Below are 16,902 nucleotides of genomic sequence, written 5' to 3'. Positions count from 1 at the left end.
CCAATCAAAGTTCAAGCGGGACGCAGCATTTCCAGGTGGGGAATGCCGTCCTCGAGGTACGGCTTGCCCACATCGGCAAAGCCATGGCGTTGGTAAAAATCTTTCAGGTGCGCCTGGGCGCCGATGCGGATGGGCTGGGCGCCCCACTCTGCCACCAGCGCGCGAATGGCCTCGGCCATCAGCACATGGCCCATGCCGCCCCCGCGCGCACTTTGGCGTGTGACCACGCGGCCAATGCTTGCCTCGGCAAACGTCACGCCTTTGGGGAAGCAACGCACGTAGGCCACCAATTCTGATGCCCGAACTCCCAGCAAGTGCATGGCTTGGTCGTCCAGACCGTCCATATCCTGGAACACGCAGTTCTGCTCCACCACAAACACCTCGCTGCGCAGGCGCAGCAGCGCGTACAGCTGCTCGCGGCTTAGCTGGTCAAAACGCAACCATTGCCATTGCAAGCCCTCGCTCATGCGGCAGCCTTGAGCACGTAGCCGATGCGGGGAAAGTGCACGCGCACCGTGCCAGCGCGCGCGTCGGTGCGCTGCAGGGTGAAGCGGGTGCGGGTTGCGGCGATCAGCGTGCCTGGCGTAGGCTCTTGACCGAACGTTTCGGCCGCAATGGTGACCTCGCTGCCCAGGGGAATGCCGTGTTCATCCTGGAAGGTGGTGTCGGAATCATGGGCAAATGGGGCGCTAGACACCGTGGATGCTGCGCAAGCAGCTATCGCTTCCGTAGCAGACAGTTTTTCCATTTGCCCGTGTCCGATGGCCGCCATGCGGCCCATCCAGGCCAGTACCGCGGGCGTGGTGGTCAGGATGTCGGCCATCACCGGCACGCGTTTGGCGGTGAACCACAGCGGGTGGTAGGCCGCAAAGTCGGCCACACAGGGGGCACCGCCGAGCAAAAAGTCTTGCCCTTCCAGCATGTTGGCCAGGCGGCGCAAATAGCTCTTGTAGGCGGCGGTGGCGTCGGCCGGGCGCAGGCGCGTCATGCCGGCGGACATGGCGGCGCGGTCGGCGCCAAAGGCCTTGGCGGCCTCAGGCGGCGCGCCCTCAAACATGCTGGCCGCGCCCTTGGGCTGCAGGTTGTACGCCATCGCGGCCCAGAACAAGGTGGTGTCAGCCCACTGCGCCAGCACACGGGCCACACCCTTGTGCGCGGCGGGGTACAGCGTAGGCGTAGGCTGGATGTGCTCCAGTACATCGCAGATCAGCGCGCTGTCGCAGTAGATGTCGTTGCCGATCTGCAGGAACGGCGTCTTACGGTAGCCGCCGGTCAGCGCCACCACGTCCGGTTTGGGCAGGATGGCGGGGATGACCACGGACTTCCAGGCCAGCTGCTTGTAGCCCAGTACCAGGCGCACTTTCTCCGAGAAAGGCGAGGTGGGGTAATGGTGGAGGATGAGGTCGGTGTGGCTACTCATGGCATGGCCCTTTCAATAATGCTGTCAAAGTCGGTGTCGGCGCCCAGGGTGCCGAAGGTGTGGCCCCAGTTGCCCGCCAGACGGGAATCACAAAACGCACTGAACACGGATGACGGTGCGGACTGGCACAGCAGCGCAGCCTGCACGGCCAGCGCCACGTCTTGGGCCAGGCGGCGTGCTTCCATTTCATTGGCCATCAGCTCCACGCGGCTAGGCAATGCGGCAGCCAGGCGGTCCAGCGCTGGGTGCGCTCCTTGGGCCGGCGCCAGCTCGCGCGCCAACGCAGCGGCCACGTCGCCCTTGCGCAGCGCGCGCAGCAGGTCCAAGGCCATGATGTTGCCCGCGCCTTCCCAGATGGAGTTGAGCGGCATCTCGCGGTAGATGCGGGCCATGGTGCCTTCGCCGCCCTCCTCCACATAGCCGTTGCCGCCCAGGCATTCCATGGCTTCTTGCGCAAAGGCGGCGCCGCGCTTGCAGATCCAGAACTTGGCAATCGGCGTGAGCAGGCGGCCCATGAGTAGCTCGTGAGCGTCATCTTTATGGTCAAAAGAGCGTGCAAGCCTCATGGATAGTGCGCAAGCAGCTTCGCTTTCGATAGCAAGGTCGGCCAGCACATTGCGCATCAGCGGCTGCTCGATCAATCGCTTGCCAAAGGCGTGGCGCTGCGCCGTGTGGTGCAGCGCGATGCTGAGCGCCTGGCGCATCAGGCCGCTGGTGCCCAGCGCACAGTCCAGCCGCGTCATGGTGCCCATTTCCAGAATCTGCGGTACGCCCCTGCCCTCTTCGCCCACCAGCCAGGCGGTGGCGTTGAGAAACTCCACCTCGGAGCTGGCGTTGGCCTTGTTGCCCAGCTTGTCTTTCAGGCGCTGGATGCGGATGGTGTTGGTGCTGCCGTCGGGCAGGATACGCGGAATGAAAAAGCACGACAGACCGGCCGGCGTCTGTGCCAGCACCAAGAAGGCATCACACATGGGGGCCGAGAAAAACCATTTGTGCCCCACCAAGGTGTAGCGCTGGCCCCAAGCGTCCTGCCCGTCGGGGAAGGCCTGGGTGGTATTGGCCCGCACGTCGGAACCGCCCTGCTTCTCCGTCATGCCCATGCCCATGGTCAGGCCTGCCTTTTTGCCAAAGGGCTTGAAGGCGGGGTCGTAAGCACGCGCCGTCAGACCCGGCGCCCAGTCCTTGAAGATGGCGGCATTGCCCGGCAGCGCGGCCATGACGGCATAAGTCATGGAGATGGGGCACAGGATCGACGGCTCCGCCTCCGTAAACAGCATGAAGGCGGCAGCGCGGCGGGTGTGGCCGTGCACCTTGTCCGTCCACGGCGTGCCATGCAAACCAGCCTCTGCGGCGGCCGTCATCAGCGCGTGGTAGCTGGGGTGGAATTCCACTTGGTCCACGCGGTGACCCATGCGGTCATGGCTATGCAGAACGGGGGTGTACACATTGGCCAGGCGCGCGTGGGTCTGCATCTCGGCGCTGCCCATCTGGGCGCCCAGGGCGTGCAGGCTGGCGGTGTCCAGCGTGGGCGCGTTGAATTTCAGCGCGCTCTGCAGGGCCTGGTTGCCACTGAAGAGATTGCGGCCCACCAGAGGTTCGGCCTGGTTGAACACGGTATGGGTGCTGATGTAATTCAGCGTCGGACTGGCCATGCGTTGCTCCTGATGATTGCTATTCTTTTGATAGCTGCTTGCGCATATTCCGCGGGGGCTAGGTGCCTATTTCGCTCTCAATCAATCGGTGGCGATGGCGTCGGGCGGATTCAGCGGGTTCACGCTGCGACTGCCCGTGGCCAGGCGCTTGAGGTATTTGAAGGTGCCGGTGGCGTGCGCGCAGGGCTTGCCGTCGGCATCGAAGACCGTGGCCTGGGTAAAGGCCATGGTGGCGGTGCGGTGCATCAGTTCGCCACGCGCGGTGAGCGTGCCCACCGCGGGCTGCATGAAGCTGGTTTTCATCTCGATAGTGACTGCACCCTGCTCCGGCGCCACGCTGCGGGCCGCCGTGGCCATGCTTACATCCAGCAGCGTCATCAGCGCGCCGCCATGGGTGACGTTGAAGGAATTGAGGTGCTCGGCCTTGGGCGTGTAGACGATTTCCGAGCGCCCGTCGGCAAAGGCCGTAAGCGCAAAGCCCAGGTGCGTAACAAAGGGAATCTCGACGCCAAAGCCCAGGGCCTGCTCCCACATCACGCTCAGCCTCCGGTGACGACGCTAACACCGCCATCCACCGCCAGCCACTGGCCAGTGATGTGCTTGCCAGCGTCCGACGCGTAGAGCACGGCCAGACCTTTCAGGTCCTCGTCGTCGCCCAGGCGCTTGAGCGGTGCGGCGGCAGCCAGCTTGTCTTCGCCCATGGCCTTGAGCAGGCCATAGGTCATCTTGCTGGGGAAGAAGCCCGGGCAGATGGCATTGACGGTGATGTTGTACTTGCCCCATTCCGCGCCCAGCGTGCGCGTGAAGTTGACCACCGCGCCCTTGGAGGTGTTGTAGGCAATGGTGGTCATGCCTTCGGGGTTGCCGTTCAGGCCGGCGATGGAGGCCACGTTGATGATGCGCCCGCTCTTGCGCGGAATCATGCTCTTCTTGGCAATGATTTGGCTCAGCAAGAAATAGCCGCGCACGTTAAGGTTCATCACCTTGTCCCAGGCCTCGACCGGGTGGTCCTCGGCCGGCGAGCCCCAGGAGGCACCGGCGTTGTTGACCAGAATGTCCACATCGCCCATGCGCTGCAGGGTTTCTTCGGCCAGGCGCGTGATTTCGCTGTCCTTGGCGCAGTCGGCGGCAATCCAGCGCGCGTCTATGCCGGCGGCCTGCAGCTCGGCACAGGCCTGCTCCAGGTCTTCGGCCTTGCGCGAGCTGATCATCACCTTGGCGCCAGCCTCGCCCAGCGCGTGCGCCAGTTGCAGACCGAGGCCGCGTGAGCCACCAGTGATCAAGGCGGTCTTGCCGGTCAGGTCAAAGAGTTGCTGGATGGTGCGTGTCATGCGATCTGCCTCGTTGGAATGGGTAAAAACAATGCGCCGCCCGGAGGGCGGCAGTGCGCCGACGATTGTGCGCAAGCGTGCATCGCTCGCATGTCTCCGGCGCGATACGCGGCAGGTCTTAGTGGTCTTCTTCGCGCATGCGGGAGCGCACGTAAATCAGCACCACACCGGCCGCCACGGCTAGGCCACCCAAGTTGTAGAACAGGCCAGCGTCCTGCGCCTCTTGTTGGTCCACAAAAGCACCCAACACAATGGCCAGCAGGCCGCCATAGATCAGCGTCCAGATCAGCCGCTCGATGCGCAGCAGCTTGGTGTTGGTGGTGCCGTTGTACTTCTTAAAAAATGCCATCAGAAAGCTCCTTCGGGAAATGATGCACAGGTCAGATCCCGTGATTGCACCACACCCAGCCACGCTCCGATTTTTGGCAGCTCGTAATGGAAGAAGAAACGCGCGCAGCCCACCCGGCCCTGGGTGCTGAGTTCGGTCTGTTTCGGGTCGTTGTCCAGCGCGCAGGCGGCCACGTCCAGCCAAATCCAGGCCAGCACCGTGTGGCCAAAGGCTTGCATATATGGCACGGCATTGGCCAGCGCCTCGGTCGGCACGCCGGTGGACCAGGCCTGCTGCGTCGCGGTGCTCACGTCCTGCAGCGCGCGGCCCAGCGCCTTGGCGTGCGCCGCTAGCGCCGGAATGCCGCTGCTGCGGTGGATGGTGGCTTGCATGCGGTGGGCCAGCAGCTGCAGGCCTTTGCCCTCCTCCATCAGCACTTTGCGGCCCAACAGATCCATGCCCTGGATGCCGTGCGTGCCTTCGTGGATCATGTTGAGGCGGTTGTCGCGCCAGTACTGCTCCACCGGGAAGTCGCGCGTGTAGCCGTAGCCGCCATGCACCTGGATGGCCAGGCTGTTGGCCTCCAGACACCATTCGCTGGGCCAGCTCTTGGCAATGGGCGTCAGCACTTCCAACAACAGGCGGGCTTCCTCGGCAGCTTCGCCGCCCGCCGTGTGATGCTCGTCCACCAAGCGCGCGCAATACAGCTCCAGCGCCAGCGCGCCTTCGGTATAAGCCTTTTGCGCCAGCAGCATGCGCTTCACATCGGCGTGTTCGATGATGCGGGTTTGAGGCGCAGCTGCGTCCTTCCCGGCGCCGGTGATCGGGCGGCCCTGCGGGCGGTTCTTGGCGTAGTCCAACGATGCGTAGTAGCCCGCCATGCCCAGCATGGTGGCCGCCATGCCCACGCCAATGCGCGCCTCGTTCATCATGTGGAACATACAGGCCAGGCCCTTGCCGGGCTGGCCCACCAGGTAGCCCACGGCACCAGCTTGGCCATCCACCGGGAACTTGCCTTCACCAAAGTTCAGCAGCGTGTTGGTGGTGCCGCGCCAGCCCAGCTTGTGGTTCAGGCCGGCCAGCGCCACGTCATTGCGCACACCGGTCAGCTCGCCCTGGGGGTTGACCATCTTCTTGGGAACGATGAATAGCGAAATGCCGCGCGTGCCGGGCACCAGCTTGCCGTCCGCATCGGGAATCTTGGCCAGCACCAGGTGGATGATGTTCTCGTTGATCTCGTGCTCACCTGACGAGATCCACATCTTGTTGCCCTTGAGGCGGTAGCGCGGGCCCAGCGGGTCGCTTTCAAAATCTGCACCGTCCGGTACAGCGCGCGTCGCCACGTCGCTCAAGGACGAACCGGCTTGCGGCTCAGACAGACACATCGTGCCCGACCAGCGACCCGAAAACTCGTTTTTGGCAAACACCTCTTTTTGCATGTTCGTGCCGTGCACCATCAGCAAGTTGGCGTTGCCCGTGGTCAGCAAGCCGGTGCCCATGCTGACCGACGCACAGGCAAAGAAGGCATTGGCCGCCGCCTCCACGCTGTACGGCAGCTGCATGCCGCCCAAGTCGTAATCCTGCGCGGCCGACAACATGCCGGATTCGGCATAGGCCTTCTGCGCATCGTGCGTAGCCCGCGGCAACACCACCCGCAGGCTGCCGTCCGGCTCTGTCACCGTGCGCGGCTCTTCCACATCGGCCAGCCGGTTGAACGGCGCGTACTTCTCCCGCGCAATTCGCTCGCAGGTGTCCAACACCGCGCCAAAGGTCTCGCGATTGTGGTCTGTAAAGCGCTCACGCTCGGTCAAAGCCGCAGTGTCGAGCCAGTCGTTGAGAAGGAAATCTAGGGTCGTGCGAAGGGTCATGGAGAGATTTTCCTGCAATGTTGGTGACTGGCTAACTACCGGTGTCCGCTAGGTGACCTGCCCATACCAATCCACCTTGCGCGTCCCCAGCATCACCGCAGCCAGCAGCAAGAACATCAACACCGAGCCAAGCAACAGTGCGTTTTGTTCCGACTGCAGGATGCCGAACAAGGCTGCGTAGAGCGTGCCCATGGCGGTGCTGAAGCCTACAGCCCGCGAGGCACCACGCAGCACAGACGCCAGGTAGATGCCCACCAAGACCACCGACGCCGTGGCGGACACGCCGTAGGCCACGGCAAAGGCCATGTGCTCGGACAAGCTGGTGAGCAACAGAAAGAACACCGCTTGGGCCAGGCCGACCAGCAGGTACTGGATGGGGTGGATGCGCAGGTTCTTGAGTTGTTCAAACACAAAGAAGGCGGCGAAACTCAGCGCGATGAACAGGAAACCATATTTCACTGAGCGCGTGGCCTGCTGGTACACATCGACCGGTTCAATCAGGCGCACCTGAAACCCTTGTGCCGTGGCACCGCCGTTGGACGCAAGCGCTGTGGTGCCCCACTGGGCGTTGAACCCAGTATTTTGTACAGACCGGGTGCGTGGCAAAAAGTCGCCCCCAAAGCTGGGGTGCGGCCAGTTGCTGCTCAGGTTGGCGGTCACCACCTCACCCACCGGAACAAAGCCGAAGACGCTGGTACCGACCAAACGCACCGTCACGGTAAATGGCAAGGTCTTGGCACTCCCGTCCAGGTGCACATTGCCAGCGACGCCATGAAAGCCGCCTTCAAAGTCTTTCACCTCGCTGCCGCCCTCGATGGCCAGCGTGCTCCCGGCCAGCATTGCCACGGGTGCACCGGCAATGCCGCGCGCATCGCCCACACCCACGCTCAACACCGGGGCGCCCCATTTGAGCCGGGCATTGGGCCCCAGGCCTGGCAGGTCTTTGGCCGTGGGGGCCACGTAATGGCCGCTGAGCGTGGCGTTGAGTTCAAACACGGGTGTACTGAACAAGCCCAGCTTGCGCCGCTCGACCTCCATGTGGCCCTTCAAATCGACCGCCGACGGTATCACCTGCAGCATGTGTTTGCGTGTTTTGCGGGTGGTACCTGCCACGGTACCTGACTTGATCCAGCCGCTCACGGTTTCGTCAAACTCTTCCTCCACGGTGATGGTCAGCACCGGGCCCCACAGCTTTTGTTCGCCGGCAGAACTGGCGGCAATGGCTTGTACGGCTTCTTCGCGGTAACGGGTGCGCTCCTGAATGGTGTTCTCGATCATCATCAGCGGAAACCAGAGTACAAGCCCCAGTACCGCGACTATGGCGCATTTCACAAGCAATGCGTTCTTCATTCCAGCTCCTTGTTGTTGCATGAGCGGGAAGTGTCTGGAGCCACGGCGATGCCAATGTGATGGCGACGTGCAGCCACCATGAAGTCTGTGTGAAGCGCAATAAAAAAGGCCACCGTCTCCGGTGGCCTTTGGCATGGCAAATGCGGCGGCGCGTTTACAGCACTTCAAACACCCCAGCTGCGCCCATGCCACCACCAATACACATGGTCACACAGACCCGTTTGGCGCCACGGCGTTTGCCTTCGATGAGGGCGTGGCCAGTCAGGCGTTGGCCCGACACACCGTAGGGGTGACCCACAGCAATGGCGCCGCCGTTCACGTTCAACTTGTCGGCAGGGATGCCCAGCTTGTCACGGCAGTAGATCACTTGCACAGCAAAGGCTTCGTTGAGCTCCCACAGGTCAATGTCGTTCATGCCCAGACCCAGACGCTTCAAAACCTTGGGGATGGCGAAGACGGGGCCAATGCCCATTTCGTCAGGTTCGCAACCGGCTACGGCAAAACCCAGGAAGCGGCCCAGGGGCTTGAGGCCCTTCTGTTCGGCCAGCTTTTCGTGCATCACGACCACGGCGCCGCCACCGTCGGAGAACTGGCTGGCGTTGCCGGCGGTGATCAGGCCGCCAGGCACGGCAGAGCGTAAGCCGCTGATGCCTTCTTTGGTGGTACCGGCGCGGATGCCTTCGTCATCGCTGACAGTGACTTGTTTGCTCATGAGGCCCATGACCTTGTCGGCCACGCCCATGGTGACAGTGATGGGGGCGATTTCGTCTTTGAACAGGCCAGCAGCAAGCGCGGCGGTGGCCTTCTGCTGGCTGGCGGCACCGTACTCGTCCATGGCGTCGCGGCTGATGTTGTAGCGCTTGGCCACGTTCTCTGCCGTTTGCAGCATGTTCCAATAAATTTCAGGCTTGTTTTTGCTCAGCCATGGGTCGTTGAGCATGTGAATGTTCATCTCTTGCTGCACGCACGAGATGGCTTCCACGCCACCAGCCACATAGATGTCGCCTTCGTTGGCAATGATGCGCTGGGCGGCGGTGGCTATGGTTTGCAAGCCGGAGGAGCAAAAGCGGTTGATGGTCATGCCAGACACGGTGACGGGGCAACCTGCGCGCAGGGCGATTTGGCGCGCGATGTTGGCGCCGGTGGCACCTTCGGGCGTGGCGCAGCCCATGATGACGTCGTCCACCTCGGCGGCTTCGATGCCAGCTCTGGAAATAGCGTGCTCCACGGCGTGGCCGCCCAGCGTGGCGCCATGGGTCATGTTGAAGGAGCCCTTCCAGCTCTTGGCCAGAGGGGTGCGCGCGGTGGAAACGATAACTGCGGATGTCATGGTGGTCTCTCCTAAATTCGGTCAAATACGGTCAGGGTTGGGTGGCCTTCGCACCCTGCGTGACAAGGCGGTGGTAGAAGCGGATCAGTTCGGCGTAGTTGCTGACCGCGATGCGTTCGTTGGTGCCGTGAAAGCGCGACAGGTCTTCCGGCCCGGCGCGCACGGGCGAGAACTTGAAGATGTGGTCACTGATGTCACTGAAATGGATTGAATCGGTCGCGCCGAGCATCAGGCCCGGTGCCACCAGCGTACCGGGGAACACCTCACGCACCGTGCGGTTGATGAGGGCGTACTGCGCGGAATCCACCGGCGTAACCTTGGAAGCCTCGGAGCCGCCAGGAAGTGCAAACAACTCGAACTTGTCGGTCTTGGTCGTATCGGCCACCAGAGCACGGGTGCGTTCCACCACCATGTCCTTGGTGTCTCCGGGCAGCAGGCGGAAGTTGACCGTGGCCTCGGCATTGCCGGGCAGCACGTTTTCCTTGTTGCCGGCGTTCACGATGGTCAACGCGGTGGTGGTGCGCATGACGGCGTTCGTACCGGCGCCATTCTCCAGCTGCTTCTGCACGATGGGGCCGAACAACCAGAGGTTGGACAGCGCCACGCGGGAGAAACCGCTCATCTCGGGCGCGATGGTGGCAAACATGTCGGCCGCCACACCGCGGATGCCGGCAGGCAACTGCTCGTCATCAATGCGCTTGAGCGCCGCACTCAGCATGGCAATGGCACTTTGGCCCTTGGGCGGCGGCATGGATGAATGGCCGGGCGTGGCCGCCATCTTGAGCACCACGGTGAGGTAGCCTTTTTCGGCCACACCAATCAGTGCTGCAGGCGCTTTGGGGCCGGGCATGATGCCTTCGGTGATCAGCAGGCCCTCGTCGATGACAAAGTCCAGCCGCACCTTGCGCTCTTTCAGCAAGGCCGCAATCTTCTCCGCACCGCGGTGGCCGCCCACCTCTTCATCCGCACCAAAGGCCAGGTAGACAGTTCGCTCGGGCTGGTAGCCGCTAGCAATCAGCATCTCCAGCGCTTCGAGCTGGGCCATGAGGTTGCCCTTGTCGTCCCAGGCGCCACGGCCCCAGACAAAACCGTCTTTGACCTGCCCTGCAAAGGGTTCGGTTTGCCAGTTTTTCTCGGTCCCCGGTGCAATGGGCACCACGTCTTGGTGCGCCATCAGCAAAATGGGCTGGGCATCCGGTTTGCTGCCGGGCCAGGTGTAGAGCAGGCTGAAGTTCCCCACCACCTCGCGCTTGAGCGCGGCGTGGACCTTGGGGAACTTGGCCTGCAAGAGCGCGTGCAGTTGCTTGAACTGGTCGGCGTTGAGTTCGGCGTCGTCGCGGGACGAGATGGTGCGCAAGCGTACCGCCTCGGCCAGGCGTTGGGCGGCCCCGGCCTCGTCCACGGCCACCACAGGCACCGGTGGCACGTCAAGCTGGCGCGAGCCCTTGCGCACGGTGTTGAGGGCCAGGACGGCCACCAGCACCAGCAGCAAGGCCAGTACGCTCCAGGCTAGTTTCTTGAGCATGGCGAGCAAGCGGCTCAGTTGAAGCGCTTGCCTTCAGCGGCCAGCTTGGCCAGCAGAGGCGCGGGCTGCCAGAACTTGGCGTCGTCCAGCGGATTCTGGGCAAAGCGGTTCATGGCTTGCACCACGTTGAAAAGGCCCACTTCGTCGGCATAGTTCATGGGACCGCCGCGGTGGGCGGGGAATCCGTAGCCAAAGATGTAGACGATGTCGATATCGCTGGCTTTGTTGGCAATACCCTCTTCCAGGATGTGAGCCGCTTCGTTCACCAGGCTGAACACCAGGCGCTGCACGATTTCCTCGTCCGAAATCTTGCGTGGCGTGATGCCCAGGGCCTTACGGTGCTCTTCAATCATCGTCACCACTTCGGCGTTCGGAATTGCATCGCGCTTGCCTTCGACATAGTCGTACCAGCCCTTGCCCACCTTCTGGCCAAAGCGGCCTTTTTCGCAAAGCAAGTCAGCGGTCTTGCTGTACTTCATGTCAGGTTGCTCGGTGTAGCGGCGCTTGCGGATGGCCCAACCGATGTCGTTGCCGGCCAGATCTCCCATGCGGAACGGGCCCATGGCCATGCCGAATTTCTCCATCGCTTTGTCCACCTGGGCGGGCGTGCAGCCTTCGTCCAGCAGGAAACCGCCCTGGCGGCCGTATTGCTCGATCATGCGGTTGCCGATGAAGCCATCGCACACACCGGAGACCACGGCCGTCTTCTTGATCTTCTTGGCGACCGTCATCACGGTGGCCATGACGTCCTTGGCGGTCTTCTCGCCGCGCACCACTTCCAGAAGTTTCATCACGTTCGCCGGGCTGAAGAAGTGCAGGCCCACCACGTCTTCGGGGCGCTTGGTGAAGGATGCGATCTTGTTCACGTCCAGCGTGGAGGTGTTGGAGGCGAGGATGGCACCGGGCTTCATCACGCGGTCCAGCTCCTTGAACACGGCTTCCTTGACGCCGATCTCTTCGAACACGGCCTCGATCACGAGGTCGGTGCCCGTCAGGTCGTCGTAGTTCAGCGTGGTGGACAACAGGGCCATGCGCTGCTCGTATTTGTCCTGCTTGAGCTTCTTCTTGGCAACTTGTGCTTCGTAGTTCTTGCGGATGGTGCCTAGGCCACGGTCAAGGGCTTCCTGCTTCATTTCCAGCATCTTGACGGGGATGCCGGCGTTCAGGAAGTTCATGGCAATGCCACCGCCCATGGTGCCGGCGCCGATGATTGCTACCGAATTAATAGCGCGCTGCGCAGTATCGGCGGGGACATCGGGGATTTTTGACGCTGCGCGTTCGGCCAAAAACAGGTGGCGCAAGCTGCGGCTCTCCGCAGTCCACATCAGGTTGATAAAGGCCTCGCGTTCCACGGCCATGCCGTCCTCAAATTTCTTCTTGGTGGCGGCCTCCACAACGTCCACGCACTTGGCAGGCGCAGGGAAGTTTTTGCTCATGCCCTTGACCATATTACGTGCGAACTGGAAGTAGGCATCGCCCAGCGGGTGCTTGCACTTGAGATCGCGCACCAAGGGCAAGGGGCGCACATCCGCCTTCTCGCGGGCGAAGGCCATCGCTTCCTCCAGCACGCTTTCAGCTGACGCCGCCAGCTTGTCGAACAGCTTTTGGCCCGGGGCCAATGCCAGCATTTCGCTTTTGACAGTTTCGCCGCTGACGATCAAGTTCAATGCGGGTTCCACACCCAGCACGCGCGGCAGACGCTGCGTGCCACCGGCACCGGGCAGCAGGCCCAGCTTCACTTCGGGCAGGGCCACGCTGGTACCAGGAGCGACAACGCGGTAGTGGCAGCCCAGGGCCAATTCCAGCCCACCGCCCATCACCACGGTATGGATCGCTGCGACCACGGGCTTCCCGGAGGCTTCAAGCACGCCGATCACACTGTTCAGGTTGGGTTCCTGCATGGCAGTGGGTTTGCCGAATTCTTTGATGTCCGCTCCGCCGGAGAAGGCTTTGCCGGCACCAGTGATCACGATGGCCTTGACCGCTGCGTCCGCTTGCGCTTTGGCCATGCCGTCCGCAATGCCTTGGCGGGTGGACAGACCCAGACCGTTGACGGGCGGGTTGTTCAGCGTGATTACGGCGATATCGCCATGGACTTGGTACTGGGCGGTCATGCTTTCATTCCTTGAAAAGGTGGAGCCAGAAAAAAATAGAACGATCGTTCTTTTTTAAAGATTGTAGGGGCTTTGAATGTCTTTCCAATGGCCTTTGTCCCGCGAGGGACAAACCGAGGGTTATCCCTTAGACCTCTAGCCATTCCTTACGTGTGTCGCTGTCTTCGCGCAGTGCCTGCGGTGTGCCCTCAAACACAATGCTGCCGTGTCCCATGACGAGACAACGGTCGGAAATCGCCATGGCGATGGTGAGCTTCTGCTCAATCAGCAACACCGAAACACCACGCGCCCGCAAAGCCTGCAGGTACTGTGCGACCAGCTCCACGATCTTGGGAGCCAATCCTTCGGTGGGTTCATCAATGATGATGAGGTCGGGGTCACCCATCAGCGTGCGGCATAGGGTGAGCATTTGCTGCTCCCCACCCGAGAGAACACCGGCCTCTGTGTGTTCCCGTTCCTTGAGGCGCGGGAACATGGTGTACATGTCCTCGAAACTCCAGCGCGCCTGCTTCTTGCTGTGCTTTTGGCCCAACAAGAGGTTCTGGTGCACGGTGAGCTTGGGAAAGACGTCGCGATTTTCTGGCACGTAGCCAATGCCCAAGTGGGCAATCTCAAACGGTGCTTTGCCAAGAACATTCTGCCCCCGCCATTGCACCGACCCATCACAGGCCACCAGGCCCATGACGGCCTTGGCGGTCGTGGAGCGGCCCGAGCCATTGCGCCCCAGCAGCGCCACAATTTCTCCCTCGCCCACCTCCATGTCCACACCATGCAGGACATGGCTCTTGCCATAGTAGGCGTGCAGATTCTTGATGTTCAACATGGCGGATTTCATCTCAATGTCCTGCCGCTTGCGCATCGGCTACCACGGAGCCGAGGTAAGCCTCTTGCACGCGCGGGTTGGCGCGTACGGCGTCAGGGGTATCAAAGGCAATCACCTCGCCGTAAACCACCACGGCAATTTTGTCGGCCAGCCCAAACACGACGCCCATGTCATGTTCCACCGTCATCAATGTCTTGCCCTCCGTCACTTCTTTGATCAAGCCCACAAAGCGGCTTGTCTCGCTATTGCTCATGCCAGCCGTGGGTTCGTCGAGCAAGATCACACTGGCGCCGCCACCGATGGTCACACCGATCTCCAGCGCACGCTGCTCGGCGTAGGTTAGGTTCATCGCCAATACATCGCGCTTTTTTTCGAGCTTGATCCGAGCCATGAGCTCTTCGGTGCGTGCATTGGCATCATCCAGATCCGCCAGGAACTTGAGGAAGGTGTACCTGTAGCCGAGACTCCAGAGCACACCACAGCGCAGATTCTCAAACACGCTGAGCTTGGGGAAGATATTGGTGATCTGGAAACTGCGCGAGAGGCCAAGGCGGTTGATCTCAAACGGCTTTTTACCGTTGATGCGGTGACCATTGAGCAACACGTCACCGCTGCTGGGCTCAAAGCGTCCACTTATCAGGTTGAACAAGGTGGACTTGCCGGCGCCGTTGGGGCCGATGATGGCTACACGTTCACCGGCTTGCACTAACAGGTTGACACCACGAATGATTTCCGACTTGCCAAAACTCTTGCGCAAATCGCGCAGTTCCAGTGCCGGGGTCGGCTGATGGTTTGCGCTCACAAGGCGTCCTTCCGCTGTATGTCTTGTTCAATCTCTTCCTGGATCTGGCTCCAGTCGCGGGTGAACTGGCGCCGTACCAACTCAAACAACGCCACGCCGGTGATCATCACCAAGCCAGCGCCGACCCAGCTGTTGACACTGCTGGCGTTGAGCGTGGCCCCCAAAAAACGCAGTTCCGGCCCCAGGGCGGCGTTGAGCTGTTGGTGGTACACCATTTCAACCATGGCCCCTGCACCTGCCAGTGCTACCAAGGCTGTAGCCGCCAGCCCCAGGTAGCTGACCCACAGCCGCCCGAGCTTGCCAAACTTGGCCACGCGCAGATTCATCATGATGAGACTGGCGATACCGCCAGGCGCATACATCACCATGAACAAAAAGATCAGGCCCAAATAGAGAAGCCAGGCCTTGGTGAACTCACTGAGCAAGACAAAGGCCAGGACCATGAGCACGGCACCAATAATCGGCCCGAAGAAAAAGGTGGCACCGCCCAGAAAGGTAAACAGCAGATAGGCACCCGAGCGCGCCGCACCCACCACCTCGGCGGTGACAATTTCAAAGTTCAGCGCCGCCAACCCGCCCGAAATACCGGCAAAGAAACCCGCAATGATGAAGGCTGTGTAACGGATACGCTGCGGGTTGTAGCCGATGAACTCCACGCGCTCGGGGTTGTCGCGCACGGCGTTGAGCATGCGGCCCAATGGTGTGCCAGTGAAGGCAAACATGGCAGCCACAGAGACAAAAGTGTATGCCGCAATCAGGTAGTACACCTGTACCGCAGAAGCAAAGGTGACGCCGAAAAATGGCTGCCCAACCACGCGGTTGGCAGAGACACCGGCCTCGCCACCGAAGAACTCTGAAAACATCAGCGACATGGCAAACACCAGCTCGGCCATGCCCAGCGTGATCATGGCAAAGGTGGTGCCCGATTTGCGCGTGGTGACATAGCCCAAGAGTGCGGCAAAGCCCATGCCTGCCACGCCCCCGACCAAAGGAATCACGCTCACCGGAATCGGCAAGGTGCCAGCACCGGCCGCATTGAGCGCATGGATCGCCATGTAGGAGCCCAGGCCGGTGTAGACGGCATGCCCAAAGCTCAACATCCCCCCCTGGCCCATCAACATGTTGTAGGACAGGCAGGCAATGATGGCAATGCCCATTTGCGACAGCATGGTGATGGACAAACCGCTGGTAAACACACGCGGCGAAACCAAAAGCAACAAGGCAAACAGACTCCAGACCACGACGCGGCCCACACGGGGAGATGAGGTGGCGCGAGAGTGCATAGGTGCGTGCATAAACAGTTCAGCCTTCCCGGGTGCCCAGCAGCCCTTTGGGCCTGAAAATCAAGATCAACACCAAAAACAGGTAAGGCAGGATGGGCGCGACCTGGGCAATAGTCAGCTTGACGACGGAGTTGTTGCGCAAAGCATCACTGACCTGAACCCCAAGGTGCGGCAGCACATCGAGCAGGGAGTAATCAAAGGCTACGGCGAAGGTCTGGATCACTCCAATCAGCAAGGAGGCGAGAAAAGCACCCGATAGCGACCCCATGCCACCCACCACCACCACCACAAAGATGACGGAGCCCACTGTAGCGGCCATGGCAGGCTCAGTGACAAAAGTGCTGCCGCCGATGACACCCGCCAAACCCGCAAGCCCGGTGCCCACACCAAACACCAACATGAATACGCGCGGCACGTTGTGCCCCAGTGACTCCACCATGTCTGGGTGGGACAAGGCAGCCTGGATCACCAGACCGATGCGGGTGCGTGTCAGCATGAGCCAGAGAGCCAACAGCATCAGCAGCGCAATCACCATCATGAAGCCGCGTGTCATGGGAAACGGTGAACACACCACACGCACCGCTGCGTCGGCGGCGGTGCACAGCTCGGCGGGCGCAGCGCCCCAAACAATTTGCAAACCGTTCACAGTATGGTTGACCAGAGTGAAAGCAGGCCCTTGCAATGACGCCGGTGGCCGGAATTCGAGGGCTGAACGGCCCCAGATGAGCTGCACCAGCTCCAAAAGAATGTAGGACAGGCCAAAGGTGATGAGCAGCTCGGGCACGTGGCCAAACTTGTGCACCTTGCGCAGGGCCATGCGCTCAAACACAGCGCCCATCGCCCCCACCACCACAGGCGCAATGACCAGCGCAGGCCAAAACCCTACCCAGCCCGACATGGTGTAACCCAGATAGGCGCCCACCATGTAAAAGCTGGCATGCGCAAAGTTGAGCACGCCCATCATGCTGAGGATCAACGTCAGGCCGGCACTGAGCATGAACAGCAGCAGCCCATAGCTCAAACCGTTCAATGTGGAAATGATGAAGAATTCCATCCGCAAACACCTTTAATCCCCG

General features: G+C 61.5%; 15 protein-coding genes. All 15 read right to left on the bottom strand.

What is annotated here, in order from left to right; translation table 11 throughout:
- Window positions 1-11 precede the first annotated feature (11 nt).
- The 15 genes from CHU94_RS13945 to CHU94_RS13875 all read right to left on the bottom strand — a co-directional run bounded on the left by CHU94_RS13945 (window position 12) and on the right by CHU94_RS13875 (window position 16,886).
- Window positions 12-467 carry a GNAT family N-acetyltransferase gene (locus CHU94_RS13945; RefSeq protein WP_094480816.1) on the bottom strand — a complete coding sequence of 152 codons (456 nt, stop codon included), beginning with the start codon at window positions 465-467 and terminating at the stop codon, window positions 12-14.
- Window positions 464-1,420: a glutathione S-transferase family protein gene (locus tag CHU94_RS13940; protein WP_094480814.1), complete on the bottom strand. Its 957-nt coding sequence runs from the start codon at window positions 1,418-1,420 to the stop codon at window positions 464-466. The genes CHU94_RS13945 and CHU94_RS13940 overlap by 4 nt, the downstream gene beginning before the upstream one ends.
- Window positions 1,417-3,072, bottom strand: coding sequence for an isovaleryl-CoA dehydrogenase (locus CHU94_RS13935; RefSeq protein WP_094480812.1), 1,656 nt, complete (start codon window positions 3,070-3,072; stop codon window positions 1,417-1,419). The genes CHU94_RS13940 and CHU94_RS13935 overlap by 4 nt, the downstream gene beginning before the upstream one ends.
- Before the next feature lie 81 nt (window positions 3,073-3,153).
- Window positions 3,154-3,606, bottom strand: a complete 453-nt coding sequence (locus CHU94_RS13930; RefSeq protein WP_094480810.1) for a PaaI family thioesterase — start codon at window positions 3,604-3,606, stop codon at window positions 3,154-3,156.
- A gap of 5 nt (window positions 3,607-3,611) precedes the next feature.
- Window positions 3,612-4,403 carry an SDR family oxidoreductase gene (locus CHU94_RS13925; RefSeq protein WP_094480808.1) on the bottom strand — a complete coding sequence of 264 codons (792 nt, stop codon included), beginning with the start codon at window positions 4,401-4,403 and terminating at the stop codon, window positions 3,612-3,614.
- Between the two features lie 118 nt (window positions 4,404-4,521).
- On the bottom strand, window positions 4,522-4,752 hold the full coding sequence (locus tag CHU94_RS13920; RefSeq protein ID WP_094480806.1) for a hypothetical protein: 231 nt from the start codon (window positions 4,750-4,752) through the stop codon (window positions 4,522-4,524).
- On the bottom strand, window positions 4,752-6,599 hold the full coding sequence (locus CHU94_RS13915) for an acyl-CoA dehydrogenase (protein ID WP_094480804.1): 1,848 nt from the start codon (window positions 6,597-6,599) through the stop codon (window positions 4,752-4,754). The genes CHU94_RS13920 and CHU94_RS13915 overlap by 1 nt, the downstream gene beginning before the upstream one ends.
- 48 nt (window positions 6,600-6,647) lie before the next feature.
- Window positions 6,648-7,949, bottom strand: coding sequence for a cell envelope integrity protein CreD (gene creD, locus CHU94_RS13910; RefSeq protein ID WP_176452031.1), 1,302 nt, complete (start codon window positions 7,947-7,949; stop codon window positions 6,648-6,650).
- Window positions 7,950-8,103: 154 nt separating this feature from the next.
- Entirely contained in the window at window positions 8,104-9,279 is a 1,176-nt protein-coding gene (locus CHU94_RS13905; RefSeq protein WP_094480800.1) for an acetyl-CoA C-acyltransferase, read from the bottom strand.
- Between the two features lie 31 nt (window positions 9,280-9,310).
- Entirely contained in the window at window positions 9,311-10,804 is a 1,494-nt protein-coding gene (locus CHU94_RS13900; RefSeq protein WP_094480798.1) for a M20 family peptidase, read from the bottom strand.
- A 14-nt stretch (window positions 10,805-10,818) separates the two neighbouring features.
- The gene (locus CHU94_RS13895; protein WP_094480796.1) at window positions 10,819-12,918 is read right to left on the bottom strand and encodes a 3-hydroxyacyl-CoA dehydrogenase NAD-binding domain-containing protein; all 2,100 of its coding nucleotides are present in this window, start codon (window positions 12,916-12,918) and stop codon (window positions 10,819-10,821) included.
- Between the two features lie 127 nt (window positions 12,919-13,045).
- Window positions 13,046-13,741: an ABC transporter ATP-binding protein gene (locus CHU94_RS13890; RefSeq protein ID WP_094481114.1), complete on the bottom strand. Its 696-nt coding sequence runs from the start codon at window positions 13,739-13,741 to the stop codon at window positions 13,046-13,048.
- A 13-nt stretch (window positions 13,742-13,754) separates the two neighbouring features.
- On the bottom strand, window positions 13,755-14,543 hold the full coding sequence (locus CHU94_RS13885) for an ABC transporter ATP-binding protein (protein WP_094480794.1): 789 nt from the start codon (window positions 14,541-14,543) through the stop codon (window positions 13,755-13,757).
- Window positions 14,540-15,826: a branched-chain amino acid ABC transporter permease gene (locus tag CHU94_RS13880; RefSeq protein WP_255033954.1), complete on the bottom strand. Its 1,287-nt coding sequence runs from the start codon at window positions 15,824-15,826 to the stop codon at window positions 14,540-14,542. The genes CHU94_RS13885 and CHU94_RS13880 overlap by 4 nt, the downstream gene beginning before the upstream one ends.
- A gap of 19 nt (window positions 15,827-15,845) precedes the next feature.
- Window positions 15,846-16,886: a branched-chain amino acid ABC transporter permease gene (locus CHU94_RS13875; protein ID WP_176452030.1), complete on the bottom strand. Its 1,041-nt coding sequence runs from the start codon at window positions 16,884-16,886 to the stop codon at window positions 15,846-15,848.
- Window positions 16,887-16,902 lie beyond the last annotated feature (16 nt).

This window comes from Rhodoferax sp. TH121, assembly GCF_002251855.1.
Classification (GTDB): Bacteria; Pseudomonadota; Gammaproteobacteria; order Burkholderiales; family Burkholderiaceae_C; genus Allorhodoferax.
The sequence above is the reverse complement of the archived record's forward strand: the minus strand, read 5'-3'. Positions and strand labels throughout refer to the sequence as shown.